Origin of the sequence: Mycobacterium sp. DL, from assembly GCF_039729195.1 — a bacterium.
Taxonomy (GTDB): domain Bacteria; phylum Actinomycetota; class Actinomycetes; order Mycobacteriales; family Mycobacteriaceae; genus Mycobacterium; species Mycobacterium hippocampi_A.
Genome location: NZ_CP155796.1, coordinates 2,759,765 through 2,774,934, shown reverse-complemented (window position 1 = coordinate 2,774,934; position 15,170 = coordinate 2,759,765). Strand labels below are relative to the sequence as shown.

General features: G+C 65.3%; 14 protein-coding genes. 2 read left to right on the top strand and 12 right to left on the bottom strand.

Annotated elements, in window-relative coordinates:
- The first annotated feature begins 104 nt into the window (after positions 1-104).
- Together acnA and ABDC78_RS13350 are read left to right on the top strand one after the other, a co-directional pair.
- A complete protein-coding gene (gene acnA / locus ABDC78_RS13355) occupies positions 105-2,942 on the top strand; it encodes an aconitate hydratase AcnA (protein WP_178359178.1) in 2,838 nt (945 codons plus the stop codon).
- Between the two features lie 3 nt (positions 2,943-2,945).
- On the top strand, positions 2,946-3,509 hold the full coding sequence (locus tag ABDC78_RS13350; protein WP_178359177.1) for a TetR/AcrR family transcriptional regulator: 564 nt from the start codon (positions 2,946-2,948) through the stop codon (positions 3,507-3,509).
- A 3-nt stretch (positions 3,510-3,512) separates the two neighbouring features.
- Here the strand turns inward: ABDC78_RS13350 and ABDC78_RS13345 are convergent, their stop codons facing one another.
- The 12 genes from ABDC78_RS13345 to sufB all read right to left on the bottom strand — a co-directional run bounded on the left by ABDC78_RS13345 (position 3,513) and on the right by sufB (position 15,096).
- A complete protein-coding gene (locus ABDC78_RS13345; RefSeq protein WP_256736103.1) occupies positions 3,513-3,701 on the bottom strand; it encodes a helix-turn-helix domain-containing protein in 189 nt (62 codons plus the stop codon).
- Between the two features lie 60 nt (positions 3,702-3,761).
- Entirely contained in the window at positions 3,762-5,390 is a 1,629-nt protein-coding gene (locus tag ABDC78_RS13340; protein ID WP_178359176.1) for an ABC-F family ATP-binding cassette domain-containing protein, read from the bottom strand.
- Positions 5,391-5,404: 14 nt separating this feature from the next.
- On the bottom strand, positions 5,405-6,235 hold the full coding sequence (locus ABDC78_RS13335; protein ID WP_178359175.1) for an enoyl-CoA hydratase: 831 nt from the start codon (positions 6,233-6,235) through the stop codon (positions 5,405-5,407).
- 31 nt (positions 6,236-6,266) lie between these two features.
- Positions 6,267-6,641 (bottom strand): thioredoxin, encoded by a 375-nt coding sequence (gene trxA, locus ABDC78_RS13330; RefSeq protein WP_178359174.1) that lies wholly within the window; start codon positions 6,639-6,641, stop codon positions 6,267-6,269.
- A gap of 51 nt (positions 6,642-6,692) precedes the next feature.
- Entirely contained in the window at positions 6,693-8,120 is a 1,428-nt protein-coding gene (locus tag ABDC78_RS13325) for a glycoside hydrolase family 16 protein (protein ID WP_347133457.1), read from the bottom strand.
- Positions 8,121-9,056: 936 nt separating this feature from the next.
- Positions 9,057-9,584, bottom strand: coding sequence for a hypothetical protein (locus ABDC78_RS13320; protein ID WP_178359173.1), 528 nt, complete (start codon positions 9,582-9,584; stop codon positions 9,057-9,059).
- 36 nt (positions 9,585-9,620) lie between these two features.
- Positions 9,621-9,968, bottom strand: a complete 348-nt coding sequence (locus tag ABDC78_RS13315; RefSeq protein ID WP_178359172.1) for a metal-sulfur cluster assembly factor — start codon at positions 9,966-9,968, stop codon at positions 9,621-9,623.
- Positions 9,968-10,435, bottom strand: coding sequence for a Fe-S cluster assembly sulfur transfer protein SufU (gene sufU, locus ABDC78_RS13310; RefSeq protein ID WP_347133505.1), 468 nt, complete (start codon positions 10,433-10,435; stop codon positions 9,968-9,970). Before sufU ends, ABDC78_RS13315 begins: the two co-directional genes overlap by 1 nt.
- Positions 10,432-11,697: a cysteine desulfurase gene (locus ABDC78_RS13305; protein ID WP_178359170.1), complete on the bottom strand. Its 1,266-nt coding sequence runs from the start codon at positions 11,695-11,697 to the stop codon at positions 10,432-10,434. The genes sufU and ABDC78_RS13305 overlap by 4 nt, the downstream gene beginning before the upstream one ends.
- A gap of 15 nt (positions 11,698-11,712) precedes the next feature.
- A complete protein-coding gene (sufC, locus tag ABDC78_RS13300; protein ID WP_178359169.1) occupies positions 11,713-12,483 on the bottom strand; it encodes a Fe-S cluster assembly ATPase SufC in 771 nt (256 codons plus the stop codon).
- Position 12,484: 1 nt separating this feature from the next.
- Positions 12,485-13,663 (bottom strand): Fe-S cluster assembly protein SufD, encoded by a 1,179-nt coding sequence (gene sufD / locus ABDC78_RS13295; protein ID WP_178359168.1) that lies wholly within the window; start codon positions 13,661-13,663, stop codon positions 12,485-12,487.
- A gap of 2 nt (positions 13,664-13,665) precedes the next feature.
- On the bottom strand, positions 13,666-15,096 hold the full coding sequence (sufB, locus tag ABDC78_RS13290; RefSeq protein ID WP_178359167.1) for a Fe-S cluster assembly protein SufB: 1,431 nt from the start codon (positions 15,094-15,096) through the stop codon (positions 13,666-13,668).
- Positions 15,097-15,170: the final 74 nt, after the last annotated feature.

Below are 15,170 nucleotides of genomic sequence, written 5' to 3'. Positions count from 1 at the left end.
CGAGAGGACAAGACTGGAATGTGACGACCCAAATACCGACCTTGTCTTGCAGGACAAGCGTACTGTTAAGATTACGAGCGCCGCTGACACAGCCCGTCGCGGCGATGATCAAGCCGGGAGTTGATGTGAGCAGCAAGAATTCGTCCCTGAACTCGTTCGAAGCGCACGACACGCTCGAGGTCGGTGACAACAGCTATGAGATCTATCGACTCGACGCGGTCCCCGGAACCGAGAAGCTCCCCTACAGCCTCAAGGTTCTCGCCGAGAACCTGCTGCGCACCGAAGACGGCGCGAACATCACCAAAGACCACATCGAGGCGATCGCGAACTGGGATCCATCCGCCGATCCGAGCGTCGAGATCCAGTTCACCCCCGCCCGTGTGGTGATGCAGGACTTCACGGGTGTGCCCTGCATCGTGGACCTTGCGACGATGCGCGAAGCCGTCGGCGAACTGGGCGGCGACGCCGAGAAGGTCAACCCGCTGGCTCCTGCCGAGTTGGTCATCGACCACTCGGTGATCGTGGACGTCTTCGGCAACGCGGGAGCCTTCGAGCGCAACGTCGAGATCGAGTACGGCCGCAACGGTGAGCGCTATCAGTTCCTGCGCTGGGGCCAGGGCGCATTCGACGACTTCAAGGTGGTGCCGCCCGGCACCGGCATCGTGCACCAGGTCAACATCGAGTACCTCGCCCGGACCGTGATGGTGCGTGACGGTGTCGCCTACCCCGACACCTGCGTCGGCACCGACAGCCACACCACCATGGTCAACGGCCTCGGGGTGCTGGGCTGGGGTGTGGGCGGCATCGAGGCCGAGGCCGCGATGCTCGGCCAACCCGTGTCGATGCTGATCCCTCGCGTCGTCGGGTTCAAGCTGACCGGCGAGATCAAGCCCGGCGTCACCGCCACCGACGTGGTGCTCACCGTGACCGAGATGCTGCGCAAGCACGGCGTGGTTGGCAAGTTCGTCGAGTTCTACGGTGACGGAGTCGCCGAGGTGCCGCTGGCTAACCGCGCCACCCTCGGCAACATGAGCCCTGAATTCGGTTCCACCGCAGCCATGTTCCCCATCGACGACGTCACCATCGACTACCTGCGGCTGACCGGCCGCACCGAGGAGCAGCTCGCCCTCGTCGAGGCCTACGCCAAAGTGCAGGGCATGTGGCACAACCCGGAGAAGGAGCCCGTCTTCTCCGAGTACCTCGAACTCGACCTCGGTGACGTGGTGCCGTCGATCGCCGGACCCAAGCGTCCCCAGGACCGCATTCAGCTGTCCGACGCGAAGACCGCCTTCCGCAAGGACATCCACAACTACGTCGAAGAGAATCACCCCGCGGAATGCTCCAAGCTCGACGAGGCCGTCGACGAGTCTTTCCCCGCCAGCGATTCGGTTTCGCTGTCCTTCGCCGATGATGACGCGATCGATGTCGTGCACTCCGCGGCGAACGGCTCACAGGGCAGGCCCAGCAAGCCCATCACGGTGAAGTCCGACGAGCAGGGCGAGTTCGTCCTCGACCACGGTGCGGTCGTCGTCGCGGCGATCACCTCGTGCACCAACACCTCCAACCCTTCGGTGATGCTCGGCGCTGCGCTGCTTGCCAAGAAGGCCGTCGACAGGGGCCTGACGACCAAGCCGTGGGTCAAGACGTCGATGGCGCCGGGCTCCCAGGTGGTCAGCGACTACTACGACAAGGCCGGCGTGTGGCCCTACCTGGAGAAGCTGGGCTTCTTCCTGGTGGGCTACGGCTGCACCACGTGCATCGGCAACACCGGCCCGCTGCCCGAGGCCATCTCCAAGGCCATCAACGACAACGATCTGTCGGTGACCGCGGTGTTGTCGGGCAACCGAAACTTCGAGGGTCGCATCTCCCCCGACGTGAAGATGAACTACCTGGCGTCACCGCCGCTGGTGATCGCCTATGCCCTGGCCGGCACCATGGACTTCGACTTCGAAGTCGACCCGCTCGGACAGGACGACGACGGCAACGACGTCTTCCTCAAGGACATCTGGCCGTCGCCGAAGGAGATCTCCGACGTCATCGCGAGCTCGATCAACCAGAAGATGTTCTCCGACAGCTACGCCGACGTCTTCCAGGGCGATGAGCGCTGGCGGTCGTTGCCGACACCGGACGGCAAGACCTTCGACTGGGATCCGAAGTCGACGTACGTGCGCAAGCCCCCGTACTTCGAGGGCATGCCCGCCGACCCCGACCCGGTCAGCGACATCAGCGGCGCCAGAGTGCTTGCGCTGCTGGGCGATTCAGTCACCACCGACCACATCAGCCCGGCAGGGAACATCAAGCAGGGTACGCCGGCGGCGGAGTACCTCGAGGCCAACGGCGTGGACCGCAAGGACTACAACTCCTACGGTTCGCGACGCGGCAACCACGAGGTGATGATCCGGGGCACGTTCGCCAACATCCGACTGAAGAACCAACTGCTCGACGACGTCTCCGGTGGCTACACCCGCGACTTCACCCAGGATGATGCGCCGCAGGCGTTCATCTATGACGCGGCCCAGAACTACGCCGCGCAGGGAACGCCACTCGTGGTGCTCGGCGGCAAGGAGTATGGATCAGGCTCCTCCAGGGACTGGGCGGCCAAGGGCACCAGCCTGTTGGGTGTGCGTGCGGTGATCACCGAATCGTTCGAGCGGATCCACCGCTCGAACCTGATCGGTATGGGTGTCATCCCGCTGCAGTTCCCCCAGGGCGAGTCCGCATCGAGTCTCAAACTGGACGGCACCGAGGTCTACGACATCACCGGAATCGAGGAACTCAACAACGGGAAGACGCCGAAGACGGTCAAGGTGAAGGCCACCAAGACCGATGGTTCGGCGATCGAGTTCGACGCGGTGGTCCGCATCGACACTCCCGGCGAGGCCGACTACTACCGCAACGGCGGCATCCTGCAGTACGTGCTGCGCAATATGTTGAAGTCCTGACAGGTGCCCCGGGTCACCGACGATCACCTGGCGGCGCGCCGTCGCCAGATTCTCGACGGCGCCCGGCGGTGCTTCGCCGAGCACGGGTACGACAGGGCCACCGTGCGACGCCTGGAGCAGACGATCGGGCTCTCGCGCGGCGCGATCTTCCACCATTTCCGCGACAAGGACACGCTGTTCTTCGAACTGGCGCGTGAAGATGCGGAACGAATGGCGGATGTCGCGACGCGCGAGGGTCTGATCCAGGTGATGCGCGAAATGCTGGCCGCGCCGGAGCAATTCGACTGGCTGGCCACCAGGCTGGAGATCGCCCGCAAGCTACGCAACGACCCGGCGTTCAGCCGTGGGTGGGCCGAGCGCTCTGCCGAGTTGTCGGCGGCCACCACGGAACGCCTACGGCGCCAGAAGCAGGCCGGGAGGCTGCGCGGTGACGTGCCCGACGAGGTGCTGCGCACCTACCTCGAGTTGGTACTCGACGGCCTGGTGGCCCGACTCGCCTCGGGCGACGACCCGGAAAAACTCGGCGCCGTACTCGATCTCGTCGAGGCATCGGTCCGGCAGCAGTAGGTGTCACCGCCGCCCGCGGTGATTGGGTCCGCCCCGGCTGCGCATGGCCGTACCGGATTCGCGAAGCATGCTGTGCACCGAACCGTACGAACGACCCGTTGATGCCGCCAGTGACCTGATGCTCGCGCCGCGCTCGTACTCATTGCGGAGCTCGCTGACCAACTGATCCCTGGTCGTGCTGTCCATCTTCATCGAGACCTCCCGCGTCTGGTTCCACGGCGGATACCCACCGTCGGAACCGTTGACACGCGATCACGCCAGCTCGATGAGGTCCCGGTAGTCATCGGACCAGAAGTCCTCGGTGCCGTCGGGCAGCAACACAACCCGCTGCGGATCCAGCGCCTCCGCAGCGCCCGGGTCGTGAGTGACCAGCACCACCGCCCCCTGGTAGCTGCGCAGCGCGTCGAGAACCTGTTCCCGTGAGGCGGGGTCGAGGTTGTTGGTGGGCTCGTCGAGCAGCAACACGTTCGCTTTCGACGCGACCAGGCCGGCGAGTGCCAGTCGCGTCTTCTCGCCGCCGGAAAGCGTGCCCGCAGGCTGGTCGAGCTGCGCACCGGTGAACATGAACGCACCCAACAGACCGCGGAGATCCTGCTCACCGGTGTCGGGGGCCGCGTGGCGGATGTTCTCCCAGACCGAAGCCAACCCGTCGATCGTGTCGTGTTCCTGTGCGAAGTATCCGAGCTTGAGGCCATGACCGGGCTCGATCATCCCCGCATCGGGCAACTCGGTTCCCGCGAGGATTCGCAGCAGCGTGGTCTTGCCCGCACCGTTGAGACCGAGGATGACCACCCGCGATCCCTTGTCGATCGCCAGGTCGACGCCCGTGAAGACCTCCAGAGAGCCGAACACCTTGGTCAGGCCCTTGCCGACCAACGGGGTGCGGCCGCACACCGTGGGCGTGGGGAACCTGATCCTGGCAACCTTGTCGGCCACCCGCTCGTCGTCGAGCTCGGACATCATGCGCTCGGCACGCTTCAGCATGTTCTGCGCGGCAACGGCTTTGGTGGCTTTGGCGCCCATCTTGGCCGCCTGGGTGCGCAGCGCGGAGGCCTTCTTCTCGGCGTTGGCGCGCTCCCGGCGCCGGCGTTGCTCATCGGTGGCACGGGCATCGAGGTATTTCTGCCAACCCATGTTGTAGACGTCGGCTTCGCCGCGCACCGCGTCGAGGAACCACACCCGGTTCACGACATCGGCGAGCAGGTCCACGTCGTGACTGATCACCACAAGACCACCGGTGTGGTTCTGCAAAAACGTCCGCAACCACCCGATGGAGTCGGCATCGAGGTGGTTGGTGGGCTCGTCGAGGAGCAGCGTGGTGTCAGACCCCGAACCGGTGTCGGACGCGGCGAACAGGATGCGGCTCAGTTCGACCCGGCGACGCTGACCGCCGGACAGCGTCCGCAGCGGCTGGGTCAGAATCCGCTCCGGCAAACCGAGGCTGGCGCAGATCCGCCCGGCTTCACTCTCCGCGGCGTAGCCCCCCAGGGCGGCGAACCGCTCTTCGAGGACCCCGTAGCGCTGGATCGCCTTGTCGCGGGTGGCGTCGTCGGCCACCTCGGCCATCAGCACCTGCTGCTTCTCCAGATCGGTGAGCAGAGTGTCCAGCCCGCGTGCGGAGAGCACCCGGTCGCGGGCCAGCATGTCGAGGTCACCCTCTCGGGGGTCCTGCGGCAGGTAGCCGACCTCACCGGTACGGGTGACGGTGCCCGCGTAGGGCTCGCCTTCTCCCGCCAGAATGCGCATCGTGGTGGTCTTGCCTGCGCCGTTGCGGCCCACCAGTCCGATCCGATCGCCGGGCTGAACGCGCAGCGCGGCGCCCTCCACCGACAGCAGCGTGCGCGCCCCGGCGCGGACCTCCAGGTCCGTTGCGGTGATCACGCTTGTCCACCTACCTACTTGTCGTCTGTGAAAACCGCGGGGCGCTTCTGAGCGCGCGCTGCGACCGCTTCTTCGAAGTTGCTGGTGAGCAAACGAATGTAGAGCTGTCCCAGACCCTCGGCCTGCATGTGCCCTTCCAGGCTAGTGGCGTCCAGTCCACTCCACAGCGTGCGTTTGGTCAACTCGATACCCGGTCGGGAGAACGAGGCGACCCTCGCCGCCATCTCGAAGCAAACGTCGAGCAGATCGTCACCGGGCACCGCTCGGGACACCAACCCGATCCGCGCGGCCTCCTCGGCGGCCACATCCCGCCCGGTCAGCATCATCTCGAACGCCCGGGACGTGCCGATCGCGCGCGGTAACAGGAAGGACAGGCCGAGTTCGCTGGCCGTCAGACCGTTGTTGATTCCCGCCGCCCGGAAGTAGGCGTCGCTGGATGCGACCCTGATGTCACAGGCCAGCGCCAGGCACAGACCTCCACCGATGGCCGCACCGTTGACCGCCGCGATGACCGGCTGGTGCATCTTGCGCAACGCCAGAATGACGTCGTCGAGCACTTCCATCGAGCGCAGGGCGAACGTCGGCTTGGTCAGGCCATCGACGTGGGGCACCGAGCCGGCCGACTTGTGGTCGGCGCCGGAGGAGAAACCCCGTCCCGCCCCGGTGAGCACGATGGCCCGCACCGAGTTGTCGACGTTCAATTCGTCGAGAACCCTCTTCAGCGGCACCATCACGTCGAACGCCATCGAGTTCATCCGCTCCGGGCGGTTGAGCGTCACCAACGCGACGTGCGGATGAGGCCGGTCCACCAGAACCAACTGCGCAGGATGATCGTGAGCCGTCACGCCTGCACGGTATCCGGCGGCGGGTGCGGTGCTACGCCTGGCTGGGCGCCTCGCCGTCGTCCTGAGAGGCGACCGCGGCGTCGATGTCGAACTCCTTGATCTTCTGCACCAGGTCCTCCAGCGCTGCCGGCGGGAGGGCTCCGGCCTGGTTGAACACCAGTTTGCCCTTCTTGAACGCCATCAGCGTGGGAATGGAGCGGATATCGGCCGCGGCCGCGAGCTGCTGCTCGGCCTCGGTGTCGACCTTGGCATGGACGACGTCGGGGTGCTTGTCGGCCGAAGCCGAGAAGGTCGGGGCGAATTGCCGGCACGGCCCGCACCAGGACGCCCAGAAATCAACCAGCACGATCTCGTTGTCGTTGATCGTGTCGTTGAACTTGTCAGCGGTGAGATCTTGAGTAGCCACGAGAGAGTCAACGCTTCGTCGTGGTGCGGTGTTCCCCGCGACCGGAGCACATCACAGGGAGTAGGCCTTCACCCAGTCGACCTTCATCTCGGCCTGGAACGGAGCCGTCGGGCTCGGATCTCCCGTCCACGGGTTGCCGACTGCGAGGTTGAGGATCAGGTAGTGATCCCACTCTCCCGAGAACGGTGTCCAGTCGCCGCCCAGCGCCTCGTACTGGGCCTGCGTCACGCGCCCGACCTCGACGCCGTCGACGTGCCAGATGATGCGGTCGGAGTACCAGTCCATGCCGTACTCGTGGAAGTCCTGCGACAGGTCCACCCCCAGGTCCGCACCGATGTGGTGCAGCTTGACGTCGACGGTGTTGTTCGCCTCCGACGGTCCGTGGATGTTGCCGGTCCACCATCTGCGTGATGCCGGGGTGCCCATGCCCGGTATCTCGACGATGTCGATCTCCCCCTGGCGCGGCCAGTCGTACTCATGGCCGGGCTCGAGACCGACCGACCAGAACGCCGGCAACGTGCCCTGGGTGACGGGCATCTGGATGCGGGCCACCACGCGGGTGCCGACGCCTATCGACTGCTTACCGAACGTGACCACGCGCGCGGACGTGTAGTTGTTCGGCGCGCCCAGACCATCCGGGGCGGCTTCCCGACGGGCCTCGATGACCAGGTTGCCCTCTGCGTCGACGTAGACGTTGTCACCATCGGTGTAGTACTGGTTCTCCCCCGCGGACTGACCCCAGCGTCCGGTGTGCAGGCCCCAGTACGTCAGCGCCTCCTCCATGCTCGAGAAATTCGTTTCCCACAGCAACGGGGGTTGACCGGGATTCGACGGCTGGGTCGGATTGCCCGGTTGCGGGATCACGACGTCTCGGTAGATCCGGGATCGCACACCCAGCCACCAGTTCGCGATGAACTTGGGCACCTCCGCGCCGCCGTCGTCGACACCGAGCTTCGAGCTGCGGATACCGACGGAGTACAGCCAATCGCGCACCATCGACGTGAACGTCACCCTGGTGCTCGTCGCCGCGGCGATCAGCGCCGTGTCGATCTCCTCTGCCGCCGAGGTCATCGCGTTGGAGGTGATCGCGTTGGTGGTGACCGTGGCGGTGGCGAGCGCAGCTGGCGCCGCCTCGGTTGATCGCACCGTGACCGGGGCCGCGCGGTCTTCCGTCACCCTGACGGACTCCGAGGCCCTCTTGGCATCACGCTCTTTGACCGCGACGACTGCGGGCGGTCCGTCGTCCTCGTCGACTACGGGTGGGGACGCGTCCGAGTCGGTGTCCTCGTCGGTCTCCTCGGTGGTGTCGTCGACGTCGTCGGTGGTGACGTCGACGTCTCCGGTGGTGTCGTCGGAGGGTTCGCCCACGTCGGAGGACTCGGTGTCGTCGGGGTCGCCTGCTGCGTGGTCCATCCCTTCGGACGTCGCCCTGTCGCCGTCGGCTTCACGCGTCGACTCGCGCGAGTCGCGCTTGGACACAGTCGATCTCGATCCGGAGTTCGTTTCCGAGGACGTCGAGGGCCCAGCAGCGGCGGTGTCCGCGGGACTCGCGGATGCGATCGACGCTGCGGTCATGACCGCGGCGCCCAATCCGGCAGCCACTACCCCACTGGCGAACCAGTATTTGCCACTGGCTACGCGGGAATCACTGCGACGACCATTACTCATCTGCATATCCATTTCTTCTGCTGGTAATCAGAAGGGAAAGCGAACATGAATTTCGACATCAGGCCAGCACAACATCTGAGCGAACACACCAATTCACGCCTGATGATGACGGATACCAACCGTCACCGCCACCATCAGTGATTCACGGTCTTCGGTGGCCCCCTCCTCGCTCAGCGTGACGCCTGCAGCAAACGTTAGCCAATCCAAACCAAACACGCTCGTTTTCGCAGAAATAGGCTTGCCAACGAAGAACAAATACCCTGTGAAATACCGTGGAGCGAATGTGGACGTGCACGATTGTGGCCTATTCAGCGCAAGACTACTAGTTTGCTGTATTCATGTGAATGGAACGCGCCCGAATACAGCATCGGTTGCTGTCAACAGTTTTCGGACATCACCACTCGCACAATGCCGCATTGTCAAAATTGCCAGAAGTCGCAGAAGCAACACACGGCCTTGTCGCGCGACCGTGAGTCCGGGACGTCTTGTCCAGTGTCTTCGGTGTCGGCGTGATCGGTGTCGGCGTCCTCGCTGTTGGTGCTGCGCGGCCCTTCGGACTCCGTCGACTCTGCATCTGGATCTCGCTGCGGTTCCGATTGGACCGCCCGAGTCAGCCTTTGGCACAGCGGCTCTCGACAAATTCTGGGACTCACGTACCGAGCGGACGTCGAATTCCCGGTTCCGGCAGCCGGCACTACACCGGCCATTCAGCGTTTGCCGAATCGATGCAAAAACACCGCTGTCCCTCTAGGTCACCGCGCGGTCGGCGCCGGTCAACAGCGCCGCTTGCCGCTTGGGCCACCAGCACAGCTCCAGTGCCAACGCGGTCAGGTAGAGGGCAGAGGCGACGGCACTGCCCCACGATCCGAAAACGGCGTCCCAGACTGCCGCCACGACCGCGCCGACAAGAACGACGCCGAGAATCCAGCGCCACGGCCGGCCCGCTGCTGCCGCGGCGTGCAATCCCCGGACGTAGTCGACGGCCGGCTGGGCGAGTCGCTCGTTTCCGACCGGTTCGCCCCGGCGGACAGCCCGAACGACCTGGACCCGCTCATCACCGGTGAGTTGCTCGGCCGCCGGCCAGTACCGCACCATCCGGCGCGAAGTCCAGACGCCGGAGACGGCGCCGACGACCACGAAGACGATCGCTCCGACAACTGGGACGCCCGAGTCCAGCCAGGCCATCGCACCCAGGCAGGTCCCCAACGCACCGCCGATCACCAACGCCCGGCGAACGCACCCGCCACGCCAAACGAACGCCGGAACCGCCAGCACACGTTGATTGTGAGCGGTGACCGGCCCGACCGGGACTCAGACGGTGAAACCGAGGGCCCTGAGTTGCTCGCGCCCGTCATCGGTGATCTTGTCCGGACCCCACGGTGGATTCCACACCCAGTTGATCTTGATCTCGTTCACCAGGCCGGCACCCACCAGAGCGCTGCGGGACTGATCCTCGATGACGTCGGTCAACGGACACGCCGCAGACGTGAGGGTCATGTTGATCAGTGCCACCGGACCGGTGTCGCCGTCCTCCACGTCCACGCCGTAGACCAGGCCGAGGTCGACGACGTTGATCCCGAGTTCGGGGTCGACGACATCGCGCATGGCCTCCTCGATGTCGGCGAGCAGTTCGTCGTTTGGTACTGCCGTATCACTCATCAGTTCTCCTCATGACCGTTCGACGTGTGGGCCTCCGCCAGCGCGGCCTTGAACGCTGTCCAACCCAGTAATGCACACTTCACCCGTGCCGGGTACTTCGAGACGCCGGCGAACGCCACCCCGTCGCCCAGCACATCCTCGTCACCCGCGACCCTGCCGCGTGAGGACACCATCTCCGAGAAGGCCGCGATCGTCTCGAGCGCGTCACCGACGCTCTGTCCGATCACCTGATCGGTCAGCACCGAGGTTGATGCCTGACTGATCGAACAGCCCTGACCGTCGTAGGAGATGTCGGTGACCGTCTCCCCGTCCTCGGACAGCGCCACCCGCAGCGTGACCTCGTCACCACAGGTGGGGTTGACGTGGTGGACCTGTGCGGCGAAAGGTTCGCGCAGTCCGCGATGGTGCGGATGCTTGTAGTGGTCCAGGATGACTTCCTGGTAGATCTGCTCGAGCCGCATCGTCAGTCGCGACCGAAGAACTCGACGGCACGGCGGACCCCGGCGATCAGCCGATCGACCTCGTCGGCGGTGTTGTAGACCGCAAAGGACGCGCGAGCCGACGCGGCGATCCCGAACCGCCGGTGCAGCGGCCACGCACAGTGGTGACCGACGCGGACCGCCACCCCGTCATCGTCGAGAACCTGCCCGACGTCGTGCGCGTGCACACCGTCGACGACAAACGACACCGGCGAACCGCGATCCTGCATGGAGGTGGGTCCGATGATCCGGACACCCTCGATACCCGACAACCCGGTCAGCGCGGCAGCGACCAAGTCGGCCTCGTGCTGCTGCACCGCAGCCATCCCGATGTCCTGCAGGTACCGGGCGGCCGCACCGAGGCCGACGACCTGAGAGGTCATCGGAGTTCCCGCCTCGAACCGCTGCGGTGCCGGCGCGTAGGTGGTGGACTCCATCGTCACGGTCTCGATCATCGACCCGCCGGTCAAGAACGGCGGCAGCTCGTTGAGGAGCTCGCCGCGGCCGTACAACACGCCGATACCGTTGGGGCCCAGCATCTTGTGGCCGGAGAACGCCGCGAAATCGACATCCAGATCGTGGAAATCAACCGGCTGATGCGGCACCGACTGGCACGCATCGAGCAACGTCAGTGCGCCGACGGCCTTGGCCCGCGCCACCAGTTCGGCCACCGGAGCGACGGCGCCGGTGACGTTCGAGTGATGGCTGAAGGCAACCAGCTTCACCCGGTCATCGAGGTCGAGCGAGTCGAGGTCGATGCGTCCGTCGTCGGTGACGCCGAACCAGCGCAATTCCGCGCCCGTCCGCCGGCAGAGCTCCTGCCACGGGATCAGGTTCGCGTGGTGCTCGAGCTCGGTCGTGACGATCACATCACCGGGACCGACCGCTGATGCGAATCGCTCGTCGCCGATGGCGTACGACACGAGATTGATGGCCTCGGTGGCGTTCTTGGTGAACACCAGCTCATCCGGGTGGGCACCGACGAAGGCCGCGGTGTCGGCGCGGCCCTGCTCGTAGGCGTCGGTGGCCTCCTCCATCAGCTGGTGGGCTCCGCGGTGCACCGCACCGTTCGACGTGACGAGGAAGTCACGCTCGGCGTCGAGCACCTGCACGGGGCGCTGCGAGGTCGCACCGGAATCCAGATATGCCAGTTGGCAGCCGCCGCGCATCACCCGATCCAGAATGGGGAAGTCCGACCGGATCCGGGCGATCTCCGTCCGTTCCAGGGGGCCGCTGACGGTCGTCGTCATCTCTGGGGGTCCCTCCTACGAGGCCGGTGCGGCCTGCGTGAAGCGCTCGTAGCCGTTCTCTTCGAGTTCGTCGGCCAACTCCGGACCACCGGACTGGATGATCCGTCCGCCGAAGAACACGTGCACGAACTGGGGCTGGATGTACCGCAGGATGCGGGTGTAGTGGGTGATCAGCACGACGCCGCCGTGCTCGGTCTCGGCGTAGCGGTTGACACCCTCGCTGACGACCCGCAGCGCGTCGACGTCCAGACCCGAGTCGGTCTCGTCGAGGATGGCGATCTTCGGCTTGAGCAGGCCCAACTGCAGGATCTCGTGGCGCTTCTTCTCGCCGCCGGAGAACCCTTCATTGACGCTGCGCTCGCTGAACGACGGATCGATGTCGAGGTCGCTCATCGCGCCCTTGACCTCTTTGACCCAGTGCCGGAGCTTGGGAGCCTCACCGCGGACCGCGGTCGCGGCGGTCCGCAGGAAGTTCGACATCGACACGCCCGGCACCTCGATGGGGTACTGCATCGCGAGGAACAACCCCGCTCGAGCCCGCTCGTCGATGCTCATCTCCAGCACGTCCTGGCCGTCCAGCGTGATGGATCCGGAGGTGACGGTGTACTTCGGATGGCCTGCGATCGCGTACGACAACGTCGACTTACCAGATCCGTTGGGACCCATCACCGCATGGGTCTCCCCCGACTTCACGGTGAGGTTGACGCCCTTGAGGATCTCGATGTCGGCACCGCCCTCGGCGGAGACGACGGAGGCATGCAGGTCTTTGACTTCAAGTGTGGTCATGTCAGCTGTTTCTCGATTCGGTGATCGCTAGTTCTCTCTCGATGGCTTCGGTGAGGCGCTCGCGGACGGAGGGCACGGCGATCTTGGCGATGATCTCGCCGAAGAAGCCACGAACCACCAGGCGACGGGCCTGCGGCTCAGGGATACCGCGAGCGCGCAGATAGAAGAGCTGCTCGTCGTCGAAGCGCCCTGTGGCACTTGCGTGTCCGGCGCCGGCGATCTCGCCGGTCTCGATCTCCAGGTTCGGCACCGAGTCGGCACGGGCCCCATCGGTGAGCACCAGGTTGCGGTTGACCTCGAATGTGTCGGTGCCGGTCGCCTCGGCGCGAATCAGCACGTCGCCGATCCACACGGTGTGCGCATCGGGTAGCGCAGAGTCCGGATCACCCTGCAGCGCACCCTTGTACAGCACATCGGACTTGCAGTTGGGGTGGGCGTGGTCGACCAGCAGTCTCGACTCGAAGAACTGACCGTCGTCGGCGAAGTACGTGCCGAGGAGCTTCGCGTCACCCCCGGGGGCGGTGAAACGCACTGTCGCCGAGGTCCGCACGACGTCGCCGCCGAGCGTGACGTTGACGTGTCCGAGCACCGAGTCCTTGCCGAGGCGGGCATGGTGCGCACTCACGTGCACCATGTCGTCGGCCCAGTCGGCGATCCAGATCACCCCGAGCCCCGCCGAGTCACCGACGATGATCTCGACGTTGTCGGCATAGGTCCCGCTGCCACGCAGATCCACGACGACGATGGCCCGCGCCATTTCTTCGACCCGGATCTGCAGGTGGCCGTAGGCCACCGCGCCTTCGCCCGGGCCGGTGACGGTGACCTCGATGGGTTCGGCCACCTCGGTCTCGCGCGGCACCGTGATCACCGTCGCGGAGGTGAACGACGAGAATGCCTGCGCGGCAACGCGGTCGGTGGGAACACCACCCTGGCCCAGTCGTTCGTCGTCCCGTTGCACTGTCTGCACGGTGACACCCGGGCGTTCGACGACCTCGATCTGTGCCTCGCCGGTGGCGGGTGCGGAGCCGTCGTGCAGACCGCGAAGCCGCTTGAGCGGGGTGAACCGCCACAGCTCGTCGCGGCCACCGGGTACCTCGAAGGCGTCGACGTCGAAGGAGGCGAACAGCTCGCCCTTGTTCTTGACGATCCCTTCGGCCGCCTCGGTGAGATTCGTGTTCACCACTAGCCGACCGCGCCTTCCATCTGCAGCTCGATCAGCCGATTGAGCTCGAGCGCGTACTCCATCGGCAGTTCCTTGGCGATCGGCTCGACGAATCCACGCACCACCATCGCCATCGCCTCGTCCTCGGTCAGACCGCGGCACATCAGGTAGAACAGCTGATCGGCACTGACCTTCGACACCGTCGCCTCGTGACCCATCGTGACGTCGTCCTCACGGATGTCAACGTACGGATAGGTATCGGAGCGACTGATCGTATCGACCAGCAGCGCATCACATTTGACGCTGGAGCGGGAGCCGTGGGCACCCTTGTTGATCTGGACCAGGCCACGGTAGGACGCGCGGCCACCGCCGCGGGCCACCGACTTCGACACGATGTTGGACGACGTGTTGGGCGCCAGGTGCAGCATCTTGGCGCCGGTGTCCTGGTGCTGGCCCTCACCGGCGAATGCCACCGAGAGCACCTCGCCCTTGGCATGCTCACCGGTCATCCAGACCGCCGGGTACTTCATGGTGACCTTGGAACCGATGTTGCCGTCGACCCACTCCATGGTGGCCCCCGCTTCGGCGCGGGCCCGCTTGGTGACCAGGTTGTAGACGTTGTTCGACCAGTTCTGGATGGTCGTGTAGCGGCAGCGTCCGCCGGGCTTGACGATGATCTCCACGACCGCGGAGTGCAGCGAGTCGCTCTTGTAGATCGGCGCGGTGCAACCCTCGACGTAGTGCACGTAGGCGTCCTCGTCGACGATGATCAGCGTCCGCTCGAACTGGCCCATGTTCTCGGTGTTGATCCGGAAGTAGGCCTGCAGCGGGATGTCGACGTGCACCCCCTTGGGCACGTAGATGAAGGACCCACCGGACCACACCGCGGTGTTCAGCGCGGAGAACTTGTTGTCACCGGCCGGGATGACCGTGCCGAAGTACTCCTTGAAGATCTCCGGGTGTTCCTTCAGCGCGGTATCGGTGTCGAGGAAGATGACGCCGAGCGCCTCGAGATCCTCGCGGATGGAGTGATAGACCACCTCGGACTCGTACTGGGCAGCCACCCCGGAGACCAGTCGCTGCTTCTCCGCCTCGGGGATGCCGAGCCTGTCGTAGGTGTTCTTGATCTCGGCGGGCAGGTCATCCCACGTGGCGGCCTGCTTCTCGCTGGAGCGCACGAAGTACTTGATGTTGTCGAAGTGGATGCCCTCGAGGTCGGAACCCCAGTTCGGCATCGGCTTCTTGCCGAAGGTGCGCAGCGCCTTGAGCCGGATGTCGAGCATCCACTCGGGCTCGCTCTTCTTCATGGAGATGTCGCGCACGACCGCCTCGGACAATCCGCGCTGTGCACTGGCGCCCGCGACATCGGAGTCGGACCAGCCGTAGCCGTACTTGCCCAAGGAGGCAATGGTCTCCTCCTGGGTGAGCGGCGTCTCCGGTGTGAGTGTCATGACGACACACTCCTTTTGCTCTTGTGGTGGCTCCGGCTCGGGCTGTGCCGGAGGTGTTTCTGCTGTTGCCTGCG

Excerpts from the sequence above, each read along its gene's own strand:
- ABDC78_RS13315 (WP_178359172.1), bottom strand. The coding sequence starts at position 9,968 with ATGAGTGATACGGCAGTACCAAACGACGAACTGCTCGCCGACATCGAG.
- ABDC78_RS13305 (WP_178359170.1), bottom strand. The coding sequence starts at position 11,697 with ATGACGACGACCGTCAGCGGCCCCCTGGAACGGACGGAGATCGCCCGG.
- sufB (WP_178359167.1), bottom strand. The coding sequence starts at position 15,096 with ATGACACTCACACCGGAGACGCCGCTCACCCAGGAGGAGACCATTGCC.
- sufC (WP_178359169.1), bottom strand. The coding sequence starts at position 12,483 with ATGACCACACTTGAAGTCAAAGACCTGCATGCCTCCGTCGTCTCCGCC.
- acnA (WP_178359178.1), top strand. The coding sequence starts at position 105 with ATGATCAAGCCGGGAGTTGATGTGAGCAGCAAGAATTCGTCCCTGAAC.
- ABDC78_RS13345 (WP_256736103.1), bottom strand. The coding sequence starts at position 3,701 with ATGAAGATGGACAGCACGACCAGGGATCAGTTGGTCAGCGAGCTCCGC.